Source organism: Pseudoalteromonas sp. SA25 (assembly GCF_011378705.1).
Taxonomy (GTDB): domain Bacteria; phylum Pseudomonadota; class Gammaproteobacteria; order Enterobacterales; family Alteromonadaceae; genus Pseudoalteromonas; species Pseudoalteromonas arctica.
Genome location: NZ_WTKV01000006.1, coordinates 170,536 through 189,291 on the forward strand (window position 1 = coordinate 170,536; position 18,756 = coordinate 189,291).

13 protein-coding genes are annotated in these 18,756 nt (G+C 39.5%); all 13 read left to right on the forward strand.

The window, feature by feature from the left end:
- Positions 1–41: 41 nt before the first annotated feature.
- Entirely contained in the window at positions 42–935 is an 894-nt protein-coding gene (locus tag GQR45_RS07090) for a transporter substrate-binding domain-containing protein (protein WP_165725525.1), read from the forward strand.
- Between the two features lie 85 nt (positions 936–1,020).
- Positions 1,021–2,277 carry a sugar MFS transporter gene (locus GQR45_RS07095; protein ID WP_007583255.1) on the forward strand — a complete coding sequence of 419 codons (1,257 nt, stop codon included), beginning with the start codon at positions 1,021–1,023 and terminating at the stop codon, positions 2,275–2,277.
- Positions 2,278–2,534: 257 nt separating this feature from the next.
- A complete protein-coding gene (locus GQR45_RS07100; RefSeq protein WP_165725526.1) occupies positions 2,535–4,424 on the forward strand; it encodes a methyl-accepting chemotaxis protein in 1,890 nt (629 codons plus the stop codon).
- Between the two features lie 5 nt (positions 4,425–4,429).
- The gene (locus tag GQR45_RS07105; protein WP_165725527.1) at positions 4,430–5,512 is read left to right on the forward strand and encodes a GGDEF domain-containing protein; all 1,083 of its coding nucleotides are present in this window, start codon (positions 4,430–4,432) and stop codon (positions 5,510–5,512) included.
- A 13-nt stretch (positions 5,513–5,525) separates the two neighbouring features.
- A complete protein-coding gene (locus tag GQR45_RS07110; protein ID WP_165725528.1) occupies positions 5,526–6,140 on the forward strand; it encodes a DsbA family protein in 615 nt (204 codons plus the stop codon).
- Positions 6,141–6,382: 242 nt separating this feature from the next.
- Positions 6,383–7,135 (forward strand): DUF3450 domain-containing protein, encoded by a 753-nt coding sequence (locus GQR45_RS07115; RefSeq protein WP_008169959.1) that lies wholly within the window; start codon positions 6,383–6,385, stop codon positions 7,133–7,135.
- 10 nt (positions 7,136–7,145) lie between these two features.
- Entirely contained in the window at positions 7,146–8,513 is a 1,368-nt protein-coding gene (locus GQR45_RS07120) for a MotA/TolQ/ExbB proton channel family protein (RefSeq protein WP_165725529.1), read from the forward strand.
- A gap of 3 nt (positions 8,514–8,516) precedes the next feature.
- Entirely contained in the window at positions 8,517–9,044 is a 528-nt protein-coding gene (locus GQR45_RS07125; RefSeq protein ID WP_024593980.1) for a MotA/TolQ/ExbB proton channel family protein, read from the forward strand.
- A 53-nt stretch (positions 9,045–9,097) separates the two neighbouring features.
- Positions 9,098–9,511 carry a biopolymer transporter ExbD gene (locus GQR45_RS07130; protein WP_004334764.1) on the forward strand — a complete coding sequence of 138 codons (414 nt, stop codon included), beginning with the start codon at positions 9,098–9,100 and terminating at the stop codon, positions 9,509–9,511.
- A gap of 12 nt (positions 9,512–9,523) precedes the next feature.
- Entirely contained in the window at positions 9,524–10,129 is a 606-nt protein-coding gene (locus tag GQR45_RS07135; RefSeq protein WP_206008588.1) for an energy transducer TonB, read from the forward strand.
- Between the two features lie 69 nt (positions 10,130–10,198).
- A complete protein-coding gene (locus GQR45_RS07140) occupies positions 10,199–11,527 on the forward strand; it encodes a hypothetical protein (protein ID WP_165725556.1) in 1,329 nt (442 codons plus the stop codon).
- A gap of 284 nt (positions 11,528–11,811) precedes the next feature.
- Complete coding sequence (locus tag GQR45_RS07145) at positions 11,812–15,900, forward strand: hypothetical protein (RefSeq protein ID WP_165725531.1); 4,089 nt, start codon at positions 11,812–11,814, stop codon at positions 15,898–15,900.
- Between the two features lie 64 nt (positions 15,901–15,964).
- Complete coding sequence (locus GQR45_RS07150; protein ID WP_165725532.1) at positions 15,965–18,667, forward strand: TonB-dependent receptor; 2,703 nt, start codon at positions 15,965–15,967, stop codon at positions 18,665–18,667.
- Positions 18,668–18,756 lie beyond the last annotated feature (89 nt).

Sequence of the window (18,756 nt, forward strand, 5' to 3'; positions counted from 1 at the left end):
GCTAAGCTTAAAAACATTATAAATCATAAATAGATACTAAAATGCGCTGGTTTTATTTTATATTATTACTGACAAGTAGTAATTGTTTTGCTGAAACATCAGTTGAGTATTATCAAAATGGTACTCAACATGTTTTAACTGGACATTACCACAAATCAGGAGTGCTCTATGAAGCGAAAAACCCCAAACAAACACTCCATTTAGCCACACTCGATTGGCCTCCTTATATTGGTAATAATTTATGTAATAAAGGCTGGGTTTATCAATTTTCAATTGCTCTATTAAATAGTAAGGGCTACAGCGTATATATTGAATTTTTGCCTTGGGCAAGAGCTGTACGAAATGTAGAACTAGGCAAAGCTGATATATTAATGCCTGAATACTTTATAGAAGATACAGCCCCCTCCGATTATGTTAATGGTAAAACACGTCGAGAATTACTCGGTTTATCTAATTCGTTTAAAGGTGGCGAAATTGCATTTTTAAAAAGGAAAGGCGATATAGACCGTTTCACTGGAAACTTAAAATCGCTTAAAGGGCAAAAGATTGGTGTTGTTCGTGGGTATCAAAATACGCCTGAGTTTGATGCTATGATGGACAATGCTGAGTTTGAAGTTATTACCTCTGTTGATGATATACAGCTTGTTCAGCTTCTGGTTGCTAAACGTGTTGATTTGATTATAGGCGACCCTCAAGTTTTTAAATTCTCTGTAACTTATTCTTCTTTAACTAAACCTGAAAAACAATCTTTGCTTTCTTCTATTGAGCAAGAAAGCATTCCTCTGCAATACAACCCTTTATATTTTGCTATTAGTAAGCTTACACCTAAATGGCTTTTAGTCTTAGAGGACATAAATGAAGGGCTTTATCAGTTTCATAATAGTGGCGAGATAGACCGTATTATCAATACGACAAATACTCAATGCAAGCCATGAAATTGGAACGTTCCTTTGTTGCGCTGACTAATTTATATATAAACATGTAGAATCGTTTTCAACTTGTTAATGGAGTGAAAACGACGTGAGTGAAATAAATACAAATCAATCATTCGCGGTCAACGAACAGCCAAATAAAAATTATCTGTTTCCACTGACTGCAATGACGACCCTATTTTTTTTATGGGGTTTTATTACTGTTTTAAACGATGTACTAATACCACGATTAAAAGGCGTATTTGATTTAAGCTTTTTTGAAGCGATGCTAGTACAGTTTTGCTTTTTTGGTGCTTATTTTATTGTTTCTATCCCTGCGGGGATTTTAGTTAAGCAGTTTGGTTATAAAAAAGGGATTTTAACTGGTTTAATTGTAGCTTCAATTGGGTGCATGTTGTTTTATCCTGCTGTTGTAGTACATGAATATTGGCTATTTTTGAGCGCTTTATTTGTACTTGCCGCTGGTGTAACGGTGCTTCAGGTTTCTGCCAATCCTTATGTTGCTGCTCTTGGGAGCGAAAAAACAGCTTCTTCTCGTTTAAATTTGGCACAAGCACTTAATGCGCTTGGTACTACCGTTGGGCCTTATGTAGGTGGTTTATTATTTTTTGGTACAGCAGGTAGTCTAGCTGCTTCTGCAGCAACTGCTGAGTCTGTAAAAGTGCCTTATTTAATGCTTGCTGGTGCCTTATTACTTATCGCTATTATATTTGCCTTTATAAAGCTTCCAGAAATTGAAGCCCATAAAGAGGAAAATAATGCTGCAGTAGAATCTCGTTCATTAACTCAAGCACCGCACTTAACTATGGGTGTACTTGCTATATTTTGTTATGTAGGTGGGGAGGTTGCCATTGGCAGCTTTTTAGTTAACTACTTTGGTGAGGCGCACATAGCAGGACTTGAAGAGCATACTGCGGCTGCACTTATTAGTTATTACTGGGGCGGGGCAATGGTAGGGCGTTTTATTGGCTCTGTATTATTACAAAAAATAGCGCCTTCTAAGGCGATCGCATTTAATGCATTTAGTATTATTGCGCTATTGCTGATCACCATTTTTACTCAAGGTGACGTCGCTTTATATTCAGTATTGGCAATTGGTTTATTTAACTCAATTATGTTCCCGACTATATTTTCAGTTGCAATCGAGCGACTAGGATCATTGACCAGTAAGGGTTCTGGTTGGTTGTGCTTAGCTATTGTAGGTGGTGCACTTGTACCATTACTGCAAGGGTTTATAGCTGACACAGTAAATATACAGCAAAGCTTTTTTGTTCCAATGCTATGTTATGTATTTATCGCATGGTACGGATTAAATGTTGTTCGCTTAGCAAATAAGTGGAAATAATAGACTATACAAGAGTGACTGAATACGTATTCAGTCACTTATAAAGCTATATTTAATAGGAACGTTCCACAGGCAATTAATGCGAGTCACAATTTATTTCAATATTAATCAGTTACCCCCTACAGCCTTTTGTTTTTTAATCCTTTATCCTTATTTTTATACAATAACCTAGTCACAAGCCTTATTTATTAGGACATTTAGCTAAATTTTTGCTAAAACTGTATGGATAATAAAGATAAATAATAAAAAGGATGTATATGCTTAACTCGTTGAAATTTACTTCCAAAGTGACTATTGCAGCCTCTTTAATTTTGGTTTTGGTGCTAGGGTTATTTACTTTTAATAACTACATTGCGATGCGCAAGCAAACCGAGCAGCAGTTAAGCCTAGTATTACAACAAAATTCCGAATCTGTTTCACAAAATATAGCGAGTTGGTTAAATGCAAAGTTGGCGATTGTTATATCAATTGCTAAAACCCATAAAGCTAATGATTCTAAAGCACTCACCCTTTCACAATTAAATACTGCAGAGCTTGCCGGAAGCTTTAAAAATACGTATATCGGTAAATCCAGCGGCACGTTTATATTAAACGATCAATCAGTTGTTTTACCTGCTGATTTTGATGCGACCTCTCGCCCTTGGTACAAATTAGTCGAAAACAAATCAAATACCGCTTTTACAACTCCCTATATTGATGTAACAACTAACGAGCTTACAATTTCAGCGGTAGTACCCATGCTACAAAATGGCCAGTTTAGCGGCGTTGCAGGTGCCGATATTGATATGCAAACCGTGACTAAAATTATTAACGATATTGATTTTTTAGGTCTCGGTTATGGTTTTTTACTCGATAACAAAGGTCAAGTGTTAAGCCATCCTAATGCTAAGTTAAACTTAAAAAATACATCACACATTTTTGGTACTAATACGCCCTTGCAAAGTGAGTTTACCCAATACGAGATAAATGGAGAGTCTAAGCTTATCTCGTTTACAAAAATCAGTGGTATTGAAAACGTAGATTGGTACCTAGGTGTTGTCATAGATAAAGATAAAGCGTATGTCAGCGTTTCTAACTTTGGCCAAACTGCGGCTGTTTTTATGGTGATAGGGATCATTACTATCATTATTATGATGCAGCTTTTATTACGCTATTTAATGCAGCCTATGAACCGTTTAAACGATGCCATAAAAGATATAGCACAAGGCGAAGGCGATTTAACAAGGCGCTTAACCGTTGAAAATGATGATGAGTTTGGCGACTTAAGCCATTCATTTAATATTTTCATCGAAAAAATTCAGCATTCAATAGAGCAAGTAAAAGAGTCCACAGAGCAATTAGATACAGCAATTGAGAGCTTGGTATCACAAACACATTCATCGCTGTCTATGTATGATGATCAAAGTAAACGAACCGATAGTGTTGCAGCGGCTATTAACCAGTTTTCAGCTACATCAATGGATATTTCAAATAATGCAGAGAGTGCATCGCAGCTTGCTAAAAATGCAGATGAGCACTCAACACAAAACCAAGAAGCATTAAGCCACAGTGTTACAACCATCCACCAGCTTTCAGCTAATATTGAGAAGGCTCAGCAAACTATAAATAGTTTAAATACGCACACAGCCAGTATTGGGCAAGTGCTTGAAGTTATTAAAGGTGTAAGCGAGCAAACTAATTTATTGGCACTAAATGCAGCAATAGAAGCCGCTAGAGCAGGAGAGGCAGGACGCGGTTTTGCCGTTGTAGCAGATGAAGTACGCCAATTAGCACACCGCACTCAACAATCAACGCAAGAAATTGAAGACACGGTGAGCCAGTTACAAAAAGGCTCAAACCTTGCTGTAGAGCTTATGAAAACAAGCCTTCAAGACAGTGAAAAAAGCGTACAACAAGCAGATGCCGTCGGCAATTTAATGAGTCATGTTATACAAGCTATTAAGCAAATTAACGATGCAAATCATTCTGTAGCCAGTGCAACCGATGAGCAAAACCAAGTTGTTAAGTTATTAGATACTGATATTCAAACAATTAGTGCGCTTTCTATACAAGGCAAGGCTAACTTAAATGACACACTTAACGAATGTACCAAACTAAAACAGCAGTTTAGTGCCTTAGAAAATATGGTCCAAAAGTTTAAAGTATAAAATTAATGACTAAAAAAAATGTGAATAAACCAAACTGGCTCAGTCTAATAAATATCGACAGTGTTTATAGCTCAGACATGCAACGCAAAGCGTTTTCTTTATTTACCATGATTGGGATATCAATTGTGGTTATTGCTGTATTAGTGTTTTTGAATTATAAGGTTTACTCACCGATACTCACTGCTTCATTAATTATCGTTAACATTACAAATATAAGCTGTTCTATCTACTTTATAAAAACGGGTAATCTTCAAGTAGTGGCATTAATAAGTATGAGCATCGTGTGCATGATGTTTGTTGCACTTGTTTATACCGGTGGTAAAGACAACACCGCGCTATATTGGCTAATGTTTTATCCTGTAGTGACGTTTGCATCTTTAGGGGTCAGATTAGGTGCTTGGTTAGGTTTTACTTTACTGTTTTCTTGTATTGTTATTTTATACGGCCCTGATTTTGGTCAAGTTAGCTATGGCAATGTAGAAAAAACACGATTTATAGCGTCCTTTTCTATGGTGTTTTTATTCTCATTTATTGGTGAGTATTTTAGGCATAAAAGCCACATGGCTATTGCCGATATTACGCTAGAGCAAAAACAAGATGCTTATACCGACCCCCTTACTGGCATAGCAAACAGACGTTTTATTACCTCTCATTTTTTAAAGCTTGCCCAAACACGCCCAGAGCAGTACTTACCTTTTTCAATTTTGTTAATTGACTTAGATAACTTCAAGTCTTTAAACGATACGCATGGTCACGATTTTGGTGATACGGTATTGATTGAATTTACCAAGCTCCTTGAATCTCAGTTTTTGGCAACTGCGTTAAAAGCCCGTTATGGCGGTGAGGAGTTTGTTGTTATTTTACCGCAGGTTACTGTTTCTACAGCCACTGTAATAGCAAACAAATTTCGAGAGGCTGTTGCAGGGCACGTTATATTTACTGATGACAAGCAGCGTATTTCAATCACCTGTAGTGTTGGTATTTCCCAAGTAAATAAAGTAACTGATTATGATGATTCGTTAAAACAAGCTGATGAAGCTCTTTATAGTGCAAAGGCTGCTGGTCGTAATAGTGTCGTCTCGAACTAGTTGAAGGATTAATATGTCTCAAAGTAAATTAATATATGTACATGACCCAATGTGTAGCTGGTGCTGGGGTTACTCACCGACCTGGCTTAAGCTAAAATCAGAGCTCGCTGGTAAAGTGGCAATTGAATATAAAGTAGGTGGCCTAGCACCCGATAGCCAGGACCCAATGCCACAAAATATGAAAGAGATGCTTGAGGGCACTTGGCATAAAATTTCAGCTCAGTTAGGTACGCAATTTAATTATGATTTTTGGCGTAATTGCCAGCCAAGGCGTTCAACGTATCCCGCATGCAGAGCTGCACTTATAGCGCGTAAAGCGGGTAAAGAAGCTCAAATGGTGGCTGCTATTCAACACGCTTATTACCTAAACGCACAAAACCCGTCTGATGAAAGTACATTAATTAGTTTGGCTGAAAAAATTGGCTTAGATAAAGATGAGTTTTCGGAGCAGCTAGCGTCAAGCGAGCTTAATGATGAATTTAAAGCTGAGTTATCCTTTGTTCGTACATTACCAATCCAAGGTTTTCCCTCACTAGTGCTTATTAAAGATAATAAAGCATACCCAATTGAAATAAATTACACCGATTGGCATTATTCCCTTAATCAAATTAATTCAATTTTAAAATAACCCAGCCTGCTTATAGGGCATTTGGTTAACAAATGCTCTTATCATCTTAAAAAACTCTCTCGTAAGTCTTAATTATTACCACTGTCATAAAAGCGACTTTTTTGCGCAACATCCTTGTCATGTTTCATCTATAAACTCCTGCTCATTGAAATTATTAAGTCATAAATTATTTATATAACGAAGTTTATGACCTAAAAAAACAAACTAGCAAATCCGCTAACTAACGAGTAAAGGTGTATGCGATGAAAGGCGTTAAACCATTAATCTTAGCTGGTATTGTGGCCGCAAGTGCAGCAGTACACGCAAACGATTTAGATAAGGTTATTGATAAAAGCAGTGAAATTAATAAATCAGCTGCGCAATCACAAACAAAAATAGACAAGATTGCAGATTCAATGCAAGGACGTTTACAGCAATTTAAAACCCTCAATAAAGAAATTGACGGTTTAGCTGTTTACAACGCTCAGCTAACTAAACAGTTAAATAATCAAGTAGAAGAGATGGAATCTTTAAACCTGTCCATGGATCAGGTTTCTATTATTGAACGTCAAATTACGCCGCTAATGCTTAGAATGATTGAAGGCCTTGAGCAGTTTGTATCTTTAGATATTCCATTTTTAGCTGATGAGCGCACTAAGCGTGTTACATCTTTAAATGAAATGATGAATCGTGCTGATATCAATTCAAGTGAAAAATTTCGCCGTGTACTTGAAGCCTATCAAGTAGAAGTAGACTACGGGCGCACTATTGAAGCCTATACCGCCCTTTTAAACGTTGATGACAAAGAGCGTGAAGTCGATTTTTTACGCATTGGCCGTTTAGAGCTTATTTACTTAACACGCGATGGTAAAAAAGCAGGTAGTTGGAATGCAGATACAAAATCATTTGAAGCATTACCAGACTCTACAATAAGCCAAATTAATAAAGGCTTACGTATTGCGCGTAAGCAACTTGCCCCAGATATGTTAACTCTGCCAGTACATGCAGCAGAATAAGAGGTTAAAAATGAAATTGTTTACTAAAATGACAAAAATAGCTCTTTTTGCTGCAAGCCTAAGCATTACTGGTGCAAGTATAGCGGCAGAGCCAATGAACCTAGATTCATTACTTAAAACGCTCGAAAATGGTCAATCAGCTCAAAGCGAGCAAAATAAGCAGCGCGAACAAGAGTTTACTGCTCGTCAAAACGAGCAAGTACAAACGCTTAAAAATACCCAAGCAAAGCGTAATCAAATGCTGGTGGAATCTGAGCGCTTAGAAACGCAGTTTGAAGAAAACGAAGTGAAACTTGCTAACTTAACAGACACTCTTTCTAAACGAATGGGTTCCCTTAAAGAATTGTTTGGCGTGTTACAGCAAGTAGCGGGTGATTCTAGTAATAAGTTTGCGACATCAATTATATCTGCCCAGATTGCTGGGCGTAGTACGTTTATGGATGACCTTGCTCAAAAAATGGGTTCAACTTCAAAACTTGCTTCAATAGAAGATATTGAAAAAGTATGGTTTGAATTACAGCGCGAAATGACCGAGCAAGGCAAGGTAAGTCGTTTTAACGCAAGTGTCATTGTTGAAGGCGGTACTAAAGCACAGCAAGAAGTTGTGCGAGTGGGTGCATTTAACCTTATATCAAACGGTAAGTATTTAGAGTTTAATTCCTCGACTAATTCTTTGAGTGAATTAACTCGCCAACCCGTATCGCGCTTTACCGCAACGGCAGACGATCTTCAAAGTACTAAAAGCGGTGTGGTGCAATTCGCACTTGACCCAACAGGCGGCTCTATTCTTGGTTTATTAGTTCAAGCACCCGATACACAAGAACGTGTTCATCAAGGTGGCACTGTTGGTTATGTGATTTTAGGCGTGGGTGTTATTGCACTCCTTATATCACTGGAGCGTTTTTTCTCATTATTGATTATGGGCGGTAAAATTCGTCGTCAACTTAAAGATTCAGTTGCACGTGATGACAATCCGCTTGGACGTGTAATGAAAGTAAAAGATCAATTTCCGAGTGTTTCACACGACACACTTGAGCTTAAATTAAGTGAAGCTATTTTACGTGAAATGCCAAAAGTGACGCGTAATTTAACACTTATTAAAATCATCTCTGTTGTTGCACCGCTGTTAGGTTTATTAGGTACGGTAACAGGCATGATCAATACATTCCAAGCAATCACCTTATTTGGTACTGGGGATCCTAAGCTTATGGCAGGTGGTATTTCTCAAGCACTAGTAACAACGGTACTAGGCTTAGTGGTAGCAATACCAACGGTATTTTTATACACCTTACTTAATACGCGCGCTAAAAATATTTTGTTAACTATTCAAGAGCAGAGCGCCGGTATTATCGCAGAGCGTAGCGAGAAGGGAGCATAAACCATGGTGCTATTGATTGATTCAATCAATGCTATCCGTGATTTTCTCGACACTGGTGGCCAAGTTCTCTTGGTCATCGGGGTGTTAATCTTCGCGATGTGGTTATTGATACTCGAGCGATTTATTTACTTTTTCAACGGTTTTCGAAGCTATAAACAGGGTGTGAAAACCGATTGGATTAACCGTGCAGAACGTAATAGTTGGAACGCAGAGCAAATACGCGAAGCGATGATATCGCGAGCAGGTATGCGCTTAAACACCAATCTTTCTTTGATTAATGTGATGGTTGCTTTGTGCCCACTACTTGGTTTGTTAGGCACTGTAACGGGCATGATAGAAGTGTTTGATGTAATGGCAATTACCGGCACAGGGAGTGCGCGTTCAATGGCATCAGGGGTATCTAAAGCAACTATCCCGACAATGGCAGGCATGGTAGGTGCGTTATCTGGGGTATTTGCCTCAACGTATTTACAACGAAAAGCTAAGCGCGAAGTAGAACTACTACAAGACAGCATGGTTTTAGACCATTAAGCAAAATTTTGATAAGCGGCTTATATAAAGTCGCTCATCCTAGGAGAATAAAAATGAGAGCCCCGTTAGGAAACCTATTTCAAGAAGATGAAGCTGAAGAAATAAACATGACCCCAATGCTAGACGTTGTATTTATCATGCTTATTTTCTTTATTGTAACTGCCTCTTTTGTTAAAGAAGCCGGCATTGATGTTAACCGCCCTGAAGCCGCAACAGCGGTTAAAAAAGAGCGTGCAAATATCCTTGTGGCGATTTCAGATACAGGTGAAATTTGGATTAATAAACGTCAAATTGATGTACGCGCAGTACAAGCAAATATCGAGCGTTTAAAAGCAGAAAATCCACAAGGTAGCGTTGTGATTCAAGCGGATAAAAAAGCCACTACCGAAATGTTAATAAAGGTGATGGATGCCTCGCGCGCGGCGGGCGCATTTGATGTATCAATTGCCGCACAAGATGCGTCTTAAGGGCTAGTTATGTTGCGATATTTAGTTGCATTAGTGATAGCCGGTGTAGTGACTTTTATGTTGTTTTTAGGCATGCAGGCACTGATCACTGGAGGTGAAGGCGCTATGTCGGATCCGGTAAAGGGTAACGTACTTGATTTTGTTCGCTTGAAAAAAGAAGAAACCGTACAAAAAAAAGAGCGTAAGCCACAAAAGCCACCAACACCAAAAGAGCCGCCACCACCAATGGAATCACCGCAAATGCAAAATAGTGATGCTACAGCTAATGCTAACAACTTTGACTTTGGTGCAAACGTTGATGCGGATGTAAATTTAGCCGGCGGGTTAGCACTTGAAACAAGTGATGGTGAGTATTTACCCATTGTTAAAGTGGCGCCTGTTTATCCTCGTCGCGCATTATCGCGAGGTATCGAAGGCTACGTTATTGTTGAATTTATAGTAACTAAACAAGGAACTGTACGCGACCCACAAGTGGTTAAAGCAGAGCCGGAGTCACTCTTTGATAGAGCCGCGATGGATGCAGCCCTTAAATTTAAATATAAACCCCGCGTAGTAAACGGTGAAGCCGTTGAAGTGGCGGGTGTTCAGAACAAAATATCTTTCCAAATCAGTGGTTAATTTAGTAATTAACCACGAGTATACGGACAGTAATGCGAGGCGATTATGAAACTATTTATTAAATCTGTTATGAAATTAAGCCCTACAGCTAAATTTTTTAAATTAACACTATTTTGTACCGCTGCGATCAGTACAAGTATTGTTACACCAAGTGCTCTAAGCCTGATACCAGGGCTAAGTGTAGCTACGGCATATGCAGAGCAAGAGCAAAAAACAAAACGTGTACCAGCGCTTCGTGAAAAGGTCTACAGCCAACTCGCACGTGCACAAAAACTCGCTGATGATGGCGATGTTAAAGCAGGCCTTGAAGCGCTTGATAGCATTAATGAGCGTTCATCGAGCATGAACTCGTACGAAATTGCGATGATGCATAATTTTTATGGGTTTATTTATTACAACGAAAACGATTTACCAAAAGCGATAGCTTCGTTTGAAAAGGTCGTAGCAGAGGAAGCCATTCCTGAGTCGCTTCGTTTAAGTACTACCTTTAGTTTAGCGCAACTAGCTATGGCTAATAGTGATTACACTAAAGTTATCGCATTTTTAGATGACTGGGACACTATTAACACTCAGCCTAAAACAGAAGGCTATTACTTGTTAAGGGCTCAAACATACTATCAGTTAAAGGATTATAAAAAAGGCCTTGAGTACATATCTCAAGTGATTGCTTTAAGCGACAGCGAAGGCAAAATCCCTAAGGAAAACTGGTTAGTACTACAGCGTGCCATGTACTACTCACTCAATCAAACTGAAAAAGTTGTTGAAGTACTTGAGCGCATGGTAAAGCTTTATAACAAGCCTGAGTATTGGGTACAGTTATCAGGTATGTATGGTGAAACAGGGCAAGAAAAGCAGCAGTTGGCGGTAATTGAAGCGGCTTATCAGCAAGGATTTTTAACCTCTAAGTCTGATTTACGTCAATTAGCGCAAGTGTATTTATATAACGGCTTAGCATTTAAAGCCGCAGACGTTATGAGTGATGCGATTGAAAAAGGGGTTGCAGAGCAAAACGCTAAAAACTATGCCTTTGTAGCTGAGGCGATGATCCAAGCAAAAGAAGACGAAAAATCAATAAAATACTTTGTAAAAGCAGCCGATTTATCACCTAGTGGTAAGTATGATCAACGCTTAGCTGAAGTATATGTTAATACTGAGCAATATGAAGAAGCGGCCGACGCAGCGCGTAAAGCACTTAATAAAGGCTCACTTGATTTTGAATCAAATGCATTTGTAGCCTTGGGTATGGCTCAGTACAACTTACAAAATTTTGATGCATCTATTTTAGCGTTCGAACAAGCAGAAAAACATAAAAAATCACAGCGTTTAGCGCAGCAATGGATTAAATATGTAAAGCGCGAGAAAGTACATGCAGAAACATTAAAAACGGCACTGCTTTAAGTTTTAGTAGTAACGTTTAAATATAATTTCATAATCGCAAATCCAAACCACACTATTTTTAGTGTGGTTTTTTTATGTTTTTAATAAATTAACCACTTGAATTTTATGTAAATAACTTTGTCATCTTATGTTTATTAAAGTGTAACTGTAATGTCATATAGCTACCGTAAGGTAGGCGCTGCTGATAACTCAAGTGACCTTAAAGCATTACTTAATGTTTTAAGGTGACTTGAGTTTATTTAAAGCACTTAACAAAATAATTAAATACTTTAACGGAGTGAACAATGAAATTATCTGACTTATTTAAAGTTAGTTTGATTGCAACTGCAGTATCTTTAGCGGGTTGTGGTGGTGACTTAGTAGTATCTGAAGGCGACACAACAATAAATGAAGGCGACACAGTTACTAATGTTGTTGAAGGTGGCAGTGGTACAGTAGATGAAACATCATCGCGTGATGATTCTCAAAATGCAACTACGGGTTTCCCTGCTGATATCGACAATGCACTTGTTCAAGGCTTAGCAACGGATGTCTCAAGTGAATTTCCAGCAATAACAGATAAACCAGTGTATCGCTTAAGTGCTGATACAACATTAATTGCTGATGTTTCACTAACTAATGATGCACATTGGATTGTGAGTGGTCGTACTGCTGTGGGTAATGACCGCGCAGATAGTACAACGCTTTATATTCAGCAAGGTACAACGATTATTGGTGAGTCAGGGGATGACTTTTTAGTTGTGCGTCGTGGTTCACAAATTGAATCAGTCGGCACTGCAAGCCAGCCAATTACGATGACATCAATTCAAGATGTTACGGGTAGCGAGACAGCAATTGGCCAATGGGGTGGTTTGGTATTACTTGGTAATGCACCTGCAAACTCATGTGGAGACCAACAAGGTGAAGCAACAGCAGACGAACTTGCTAACTGTGGCGTGTCAGCTGAAGGTGATGCAGGTCAGTTCGGTGGAAATATCAGTGATGATAATTCAGGTACTCTAAAATATGTACTTGTTAAGCAAGCCGGTAAAACGTTAGGTAATGGTGATGAGTTAAATGGTATTACGTTTGCCGGTGTAGGCTCTGCAACTACGGTTAATTATATCCAGGTTCATGAAAATCTTGATGATGGTATCGAGTTTTTTGGTGGTACGGTTAATGTAAGTAATGTAGTGCTGACTAACATTGGTGATGATTCACTTGATTGGTCTTTTGGCTGGACGGGTTCGGCCACTAATGTTTACATTCAACAAGCGGCTAACGTAGGCGATAACGCTATTGAAGCTGATAACTCTGAGTTTGATTCAAGCGCCACGCCATTAACACTGCCTACTATATCTAACGTAACAATCGTCGGTGCAGAAGGTAATAATGGTATTCGTCTACGCGCTGGTACTGCGGGCGCTCTTAAAAATGTATTTGTAACGGGTCCTGCTACTTACGAAAACTGTTTACGTGTAGGGTCTGATTCAGTTCCTCGCGCTGAAGATGGCACACTAACGATTGTAAACTCTATTGTGGCGTGTCAAACAACGGCAAATAATTTTGGTAGTGAAGTAATTAACGGTGGCGATGTACAATCTTGGTTTGAAGGACAAGATGGTAACCAAGTACTTACGCCTGCAGAGCTTATGCTTGCTGATGACGGTTACACGCCACTTGCTGGCTCACCGCTTATCGCAAAGGGTCAAATTGGTGCTTTTGATGGATCAACTAACTGGATGGAAGGTTGGACTGTCGGTATTAATGGCGGCTTCCCTACTGATATTGATAACGCGCTTGCACAAGGCTTAGCATCAGATGTTTCTAGTGAATTTCCAGCAATTACAGATAAACCAGTATACCGTTTAACTGAAGATACAACGTTCACAGCAGATGTAACGCTTACTAACGATGCACATTGGATTTTAAATGGTCGTACTGCAGTTGGTAATGACCGTGCAGATGCAACTATATTATATGTTCAAGCGGGTACAACGCTAATTGGTGAAACAGGTGATGACTTTTTAGTTGTACGTCGTGGTTCACAAATTAATGCCAATGGTAATGCAACCGCGCCAATCACTATGACATCTATTCAAGATGTAACCGGCGCTGAAACAACGATTGGTCAATGGGGCGGCTTAGTATTATTAGGTAATGCACCCGCTAACTCGTGTGGCGATCAAACCGGTGAAACGACAGCTGAAGAATTAGCTAATTGTGGTGTATCAGCTGAGGGTGACGCTGGTCAGTTTGGTGGTGATATTATCGATGATAACTCAGGTGTTCTTCGTTATATTGTTGTTAAACATGCAGGTAAAACGCTGGGTAATGGCGATGAACTTAACGGTATCTCATTTGCAGGTGTTGGTTCACAAACGAAAGTTGAATACATTCAAATTCACCAAAATCTAGATGATGGTGTTGAGTTTTTTGGTGGCACAGTTAATGTTCGTAACATTGTACTAACTGATATTGGCGACGATGCATTCGATTGGTCATTTGGTTGGTCGGGTCGTGCACAAAATATCTATATTCAACAAAGTTCAGTTGAGGGTGATAACGCAATAGAAGCTGATAACTCAGAATTCGATTCAAATGCGACACCATTGACTAAACCACTAATTTCTAACGTAACAATTGTAGGTGCTGATGGTACTAACGGTGTTCGTTTACGTGCAGGTACAGCGGGCGTTCTACGAAATGTTGTTATAACGGGACCTGAAGGTTACTCAAACTGTTTACGTGTAGGCTCAGACTCTGCTGCTAATGCAGAATCGGGTGAGTTGTCTATCGAAAACTCAGCTGTTGCATGTAATGAAGATAATAACTTTGGTTCACAAGCAATTGGTAGTGGCAATGTGCAGTCTTGGTTTGAAGGTCAAACGGGTAACTTAACGCTTACGGCTTCAGCACTTAATTTAGCGACAGACGGCTTTACACCAAAATCGGGTTCACCTTTATTAGGTGCTGGTGGGGATTCATCTGAGCTTGACTCGTTCTTTACCAAAACAGATTACATCGGCGCATTCGATGGCGATAATAATTGGATGGATGGTTGGACAGTTGCTATTACACCAAGCTTTCCTGACGATATTGCTAATGCATTAGCACAAGGACTTGCAACAGATGTTTCTGCTAGCTTCCCTACAATTACAGACAAACCTGTATATCAATTAACCTCTGATGTTGTATTTACATCTGATGTAACACTGACTAACGATGCGCATTGGATTTTAAAAGGACGTACAGCCGTTGGTAATGACCGCGCTGACAACACAACACTTTATGTTCAGTTTGGTACAACGTTAATTGGTGAGTCGGGTGATGACTTCTTAGTTGTTCGCCGTGGTTCTAAAATTGAAGCGGTAGGCAGTGTAAATCAACCAATTACTATGACGTCAATCCAGGATATGACGGGCGGCGAAACTACGATTGGTCAATGGGGCGGTTTAGTATTATTGGGTAATGCACCTGCTAACTCATGTGGCGACCAACAAGGTGAAGCTACCGCAGAAGAACTTGCCAGTTGTGGTGTGTCTGCTGAAGGTGACGCAGGCCAGTTCGGTGGTAATGACCCTGAAGATAATTCAGGTACGCTAAAGTATGTTGCAGTTAAGCAAGCGGGTAAAACGCTGGGTAATGGCGATGAACTTAACGGTATTACACTTGCGGGTGTTGGTCGTCAGACTGAACTAGATTACATTCACGTTCATGAAAATCTAGACGATGGTGTTGAATTTTTTGGTGGTACTGCAAATATTAGTCACCTTGTTTTAACAAGCATAGGCGATGATTCACTTGATTGGTCGTTCGGTTGGACGGGTAAAGCGCAATATGTACTGATTAAACAATCAGACTCTGAGGGCGACAATGCAATTGAAGCTGATAACTCTGAGTTTGATTCAAGTGCAACGCCACTAACAATGCCAACTATCTCTAATGTAACAATTATTGGTAATGTGGGTGTAAATGGTATCCGCTTACGTGCAGGTACTGCGGGTATGCTTAAAAACGTAGTGGTTACAGGCGGGGCAGATTATTCAAATTGTTTACGAGTAGGCTCTGATTCAGCGCCGCGAGCAGAGGACGGTACATTAACTGTTACTCACTCAATCGTAGCGTGTGAAACCGCTAAAAACTTTGGTACACAAGCAATTGGTACAGGTAATGTTGAGTCTTGGTTCTTAGGCCAAACAGGTAACTCTGTGCAAGCAGCCACAGACCTTGGTTTAGCAGATAATGGCTATATGCCAACTGCTGAGTCGTTATTACTCGGTAATGGCTTTGATTCATCAAGCTTAGATAGTTACTTTGATTCTGTAGATTACATTGGTGCGATGGATGCAAAAACAGACTGGACAGCAGGTTGGGTAAAAGTAGGCCTTTAACCCAAACCACATTATAGCCGAGCGAAAGCTCGGCTAATGTCTTGTTTTGTTTCGGAGTATAAAAATGAAATCTTTTAAACCCTCTACACTTGCTTTATCAAAGTTAAACTACGCTGTAATGGCTGCCTTACTTGGTTTATCAGTAAATACAGTCACGGCTGCTGAGCAGCAAGTAGAAGAGCAAGAAATAGAAGAAGTTGTTGCTGTAGGGCAACGATTAAAGGGCAGTGCAGGTGCTGTACTGCAAGAACGTCAAAACCAAGCGTTTGTTGCCGATATTATGGGGGCAGACCAAATATCACGTACTGGTGATGGCGATGCCGCCTCTGCACTTCGTCGTGTTACTGGTTTAACGTTAGTCGATGGCAAATTTATTTATGTGCGTGGTTTAGGTGAACGCTATTCTAGTACTCAGCTAAATAGCATGTATGTACCAAGTCCTGATCCTACTCGCTCAGTGGTTCCTTTGGATTTATTTCCATCTGAAATTATTGAAAGCTTGAGTGTACAAAAGTCATTTTCACCGGATATGCCAGCGCATTTTGGTGGTGGTAATGTAAATATTCGGACTAAATCAATTCCTTCTGACTTTTTATTAAAAGTACAAGTGGGTACATCGTACAATACTTCTAATAGCGATACCGGTTACTTTTACAGTGGCGGTGATGATGACTGGATGGGTCGAGATGATGGTTCGCGAGCATTATCGGATGTGTTTACTACTGCGCTTACCAGTGATGCTGGTCTTGAGGGCAATATAAACACTACGTTAGCTGAGCGTAAAAACCTGATTCAATCGCTTGATTGGGATGTAGGTATTTCAGAAAAGGATGTTGACCCTGCCATGAACTTCTCTATTGCCTTAGGTGATAGATTTGAAAGTGAGGCAGGTACTTTTGGTGTGCTTGCAGCCGTATCTTACGATAACGAGTGGGAAGTAGTTCAAGAGCAAAGCGGCTCAAGCCTTGGTAGCTTAGGCTGTGAAGACAAATGTTTTGCCCAGTATTACGATGGTACATCGACTGAGCAAAATGTACGTTGGAGCGGCACATTAAATTTAGGATATGAGTTAAATTCAAACCATAAGTTTGAGCTTACTAATATTGCACTTCATGACATGAGTGACCGCGTACGTAACCGCGATTACTTTGATGCAAATGAAACCGAAGAAGGTGTCACCGAATTACGCCGAGTAGATATTACGTACGAAGAGCGCGAAATGTTTTCGACTCAGCTTAAGGGGACGCACAACTTTCCAGAGCTAAATAATTTATTTTTTGATTGGTATGGCGGTTTAAGTCGAGCAAACCGTAATGCACCAGGTGGTTTAGATGTTGTTTATCAGCAAAATTTAGTTGATGGCGTGCTTGAATCTGAACAACTACAAGATGTAGCTGCAACAAATATCACCCGTGAGTATCAAGTATTACACGACGATGTTGAAACATTTGGTTGGAATATGGGTATGCCTTTTTATGGTGACGGCTATGAGCTTGAGTTAAAAATAGGCGGCGATTTTTCAGAGAAAAAACGTGATGCAAGTAATGTGAAGTTTGGCATTACGCACCGTGGTATAAGCGATGAGTACTCGTTCGGTTCTAACGTAAGCGATATTTTTGCGGATGAAAACACGGCGAATGACGCTTTTTATGCAAGTGTAACTGGCTCAGGTATTTTTGATGACGGCACCACTGATGGTGATAAGTACAGTGCAGCGCATAAATTAGATGCTTATTATTTTATGGCGGATTACTTCTATCAAAACACTTGGCGTTTTACTGGTGGCGTTCGATGGGAAGATTTTTCGCAAGTATCAGTCGGTTATGAAGCGCATACTAATTTCTTTGAAAATACGCTACAAGAAATCCAAGATGTAGCTATTAATGAAGATAACTTTTTTCCTTCTTTAGCTGTTACGTACATCATGGATGAAGAGATGCAATTTCGCTTAAATTTAAGTGAAACAACCATTCGCCCAGATCTACGTGATGTAAGCTCGTCTTTCTTTGTTGACCCGTTAACTGAGTTTCTGGTGAGAGGATCTCCTAGTTTACAAAGTTCTAATTTAAAAAATGTTGATTTTAGGTTTGAATGGTATATGCCATCAGGTAATAATCTTTCTGTTGCATTATTTTATAAAGACATTGAAAACCCAATTGAAATGGTTGAGCTTGCGGGCGTAGGGGGAGCATCTCCACAGTTATTAACAGCTAATGCTCAGTCGGGTAAATTGTCGGGTATTGAAGTTGATTTTTTAACTGACTTTGGCTTTATAAATAAGGATTGGTCCTCAGCATTCTTGTCAGGCAACGTTACGCTATCTGACTCAAGTGTTAATTTGGGGATTAATGATTCAGACGGTGTTGACTCACTGTTTGAAACACAGCTTAAAGAAGCCCTTGAGGCCGATACGGTATCGAATATTGTAACTAACAATGAGCGTCGTTTAGTTGGTCATTCTGAGTGGGTTGCAAACTTACAAATGGGCTATGACTCGGATGATGGATTTCATTCTACTTCATTAATTTATAATGTGTTTGGTCCTCGTATAATTGTACCTGGTACACGTGGTAATGAAGATGCAGAAGAAAAGTCGTTTCACTCAGTTGATTTAGTTTATTCTTACTTCCCTAACTTTAACTCTAAAGTTAATTTTAAGGTTAAGAATATGCTTGGCCAAGAAAAAGAAATTGAACAAGAGGGTCTTACCCTTTGGGGACAAGACACCGGCACTGAGTTTAGTTTAAGTTATAGCTATGAGTTTTAAGCGTTTACTTTAATGTAATCCCCCTCGTAAGGGATGAATAAACCCACCGTTAACCCTGTATTCAATACAGGGTTTTTTATGACTATGAA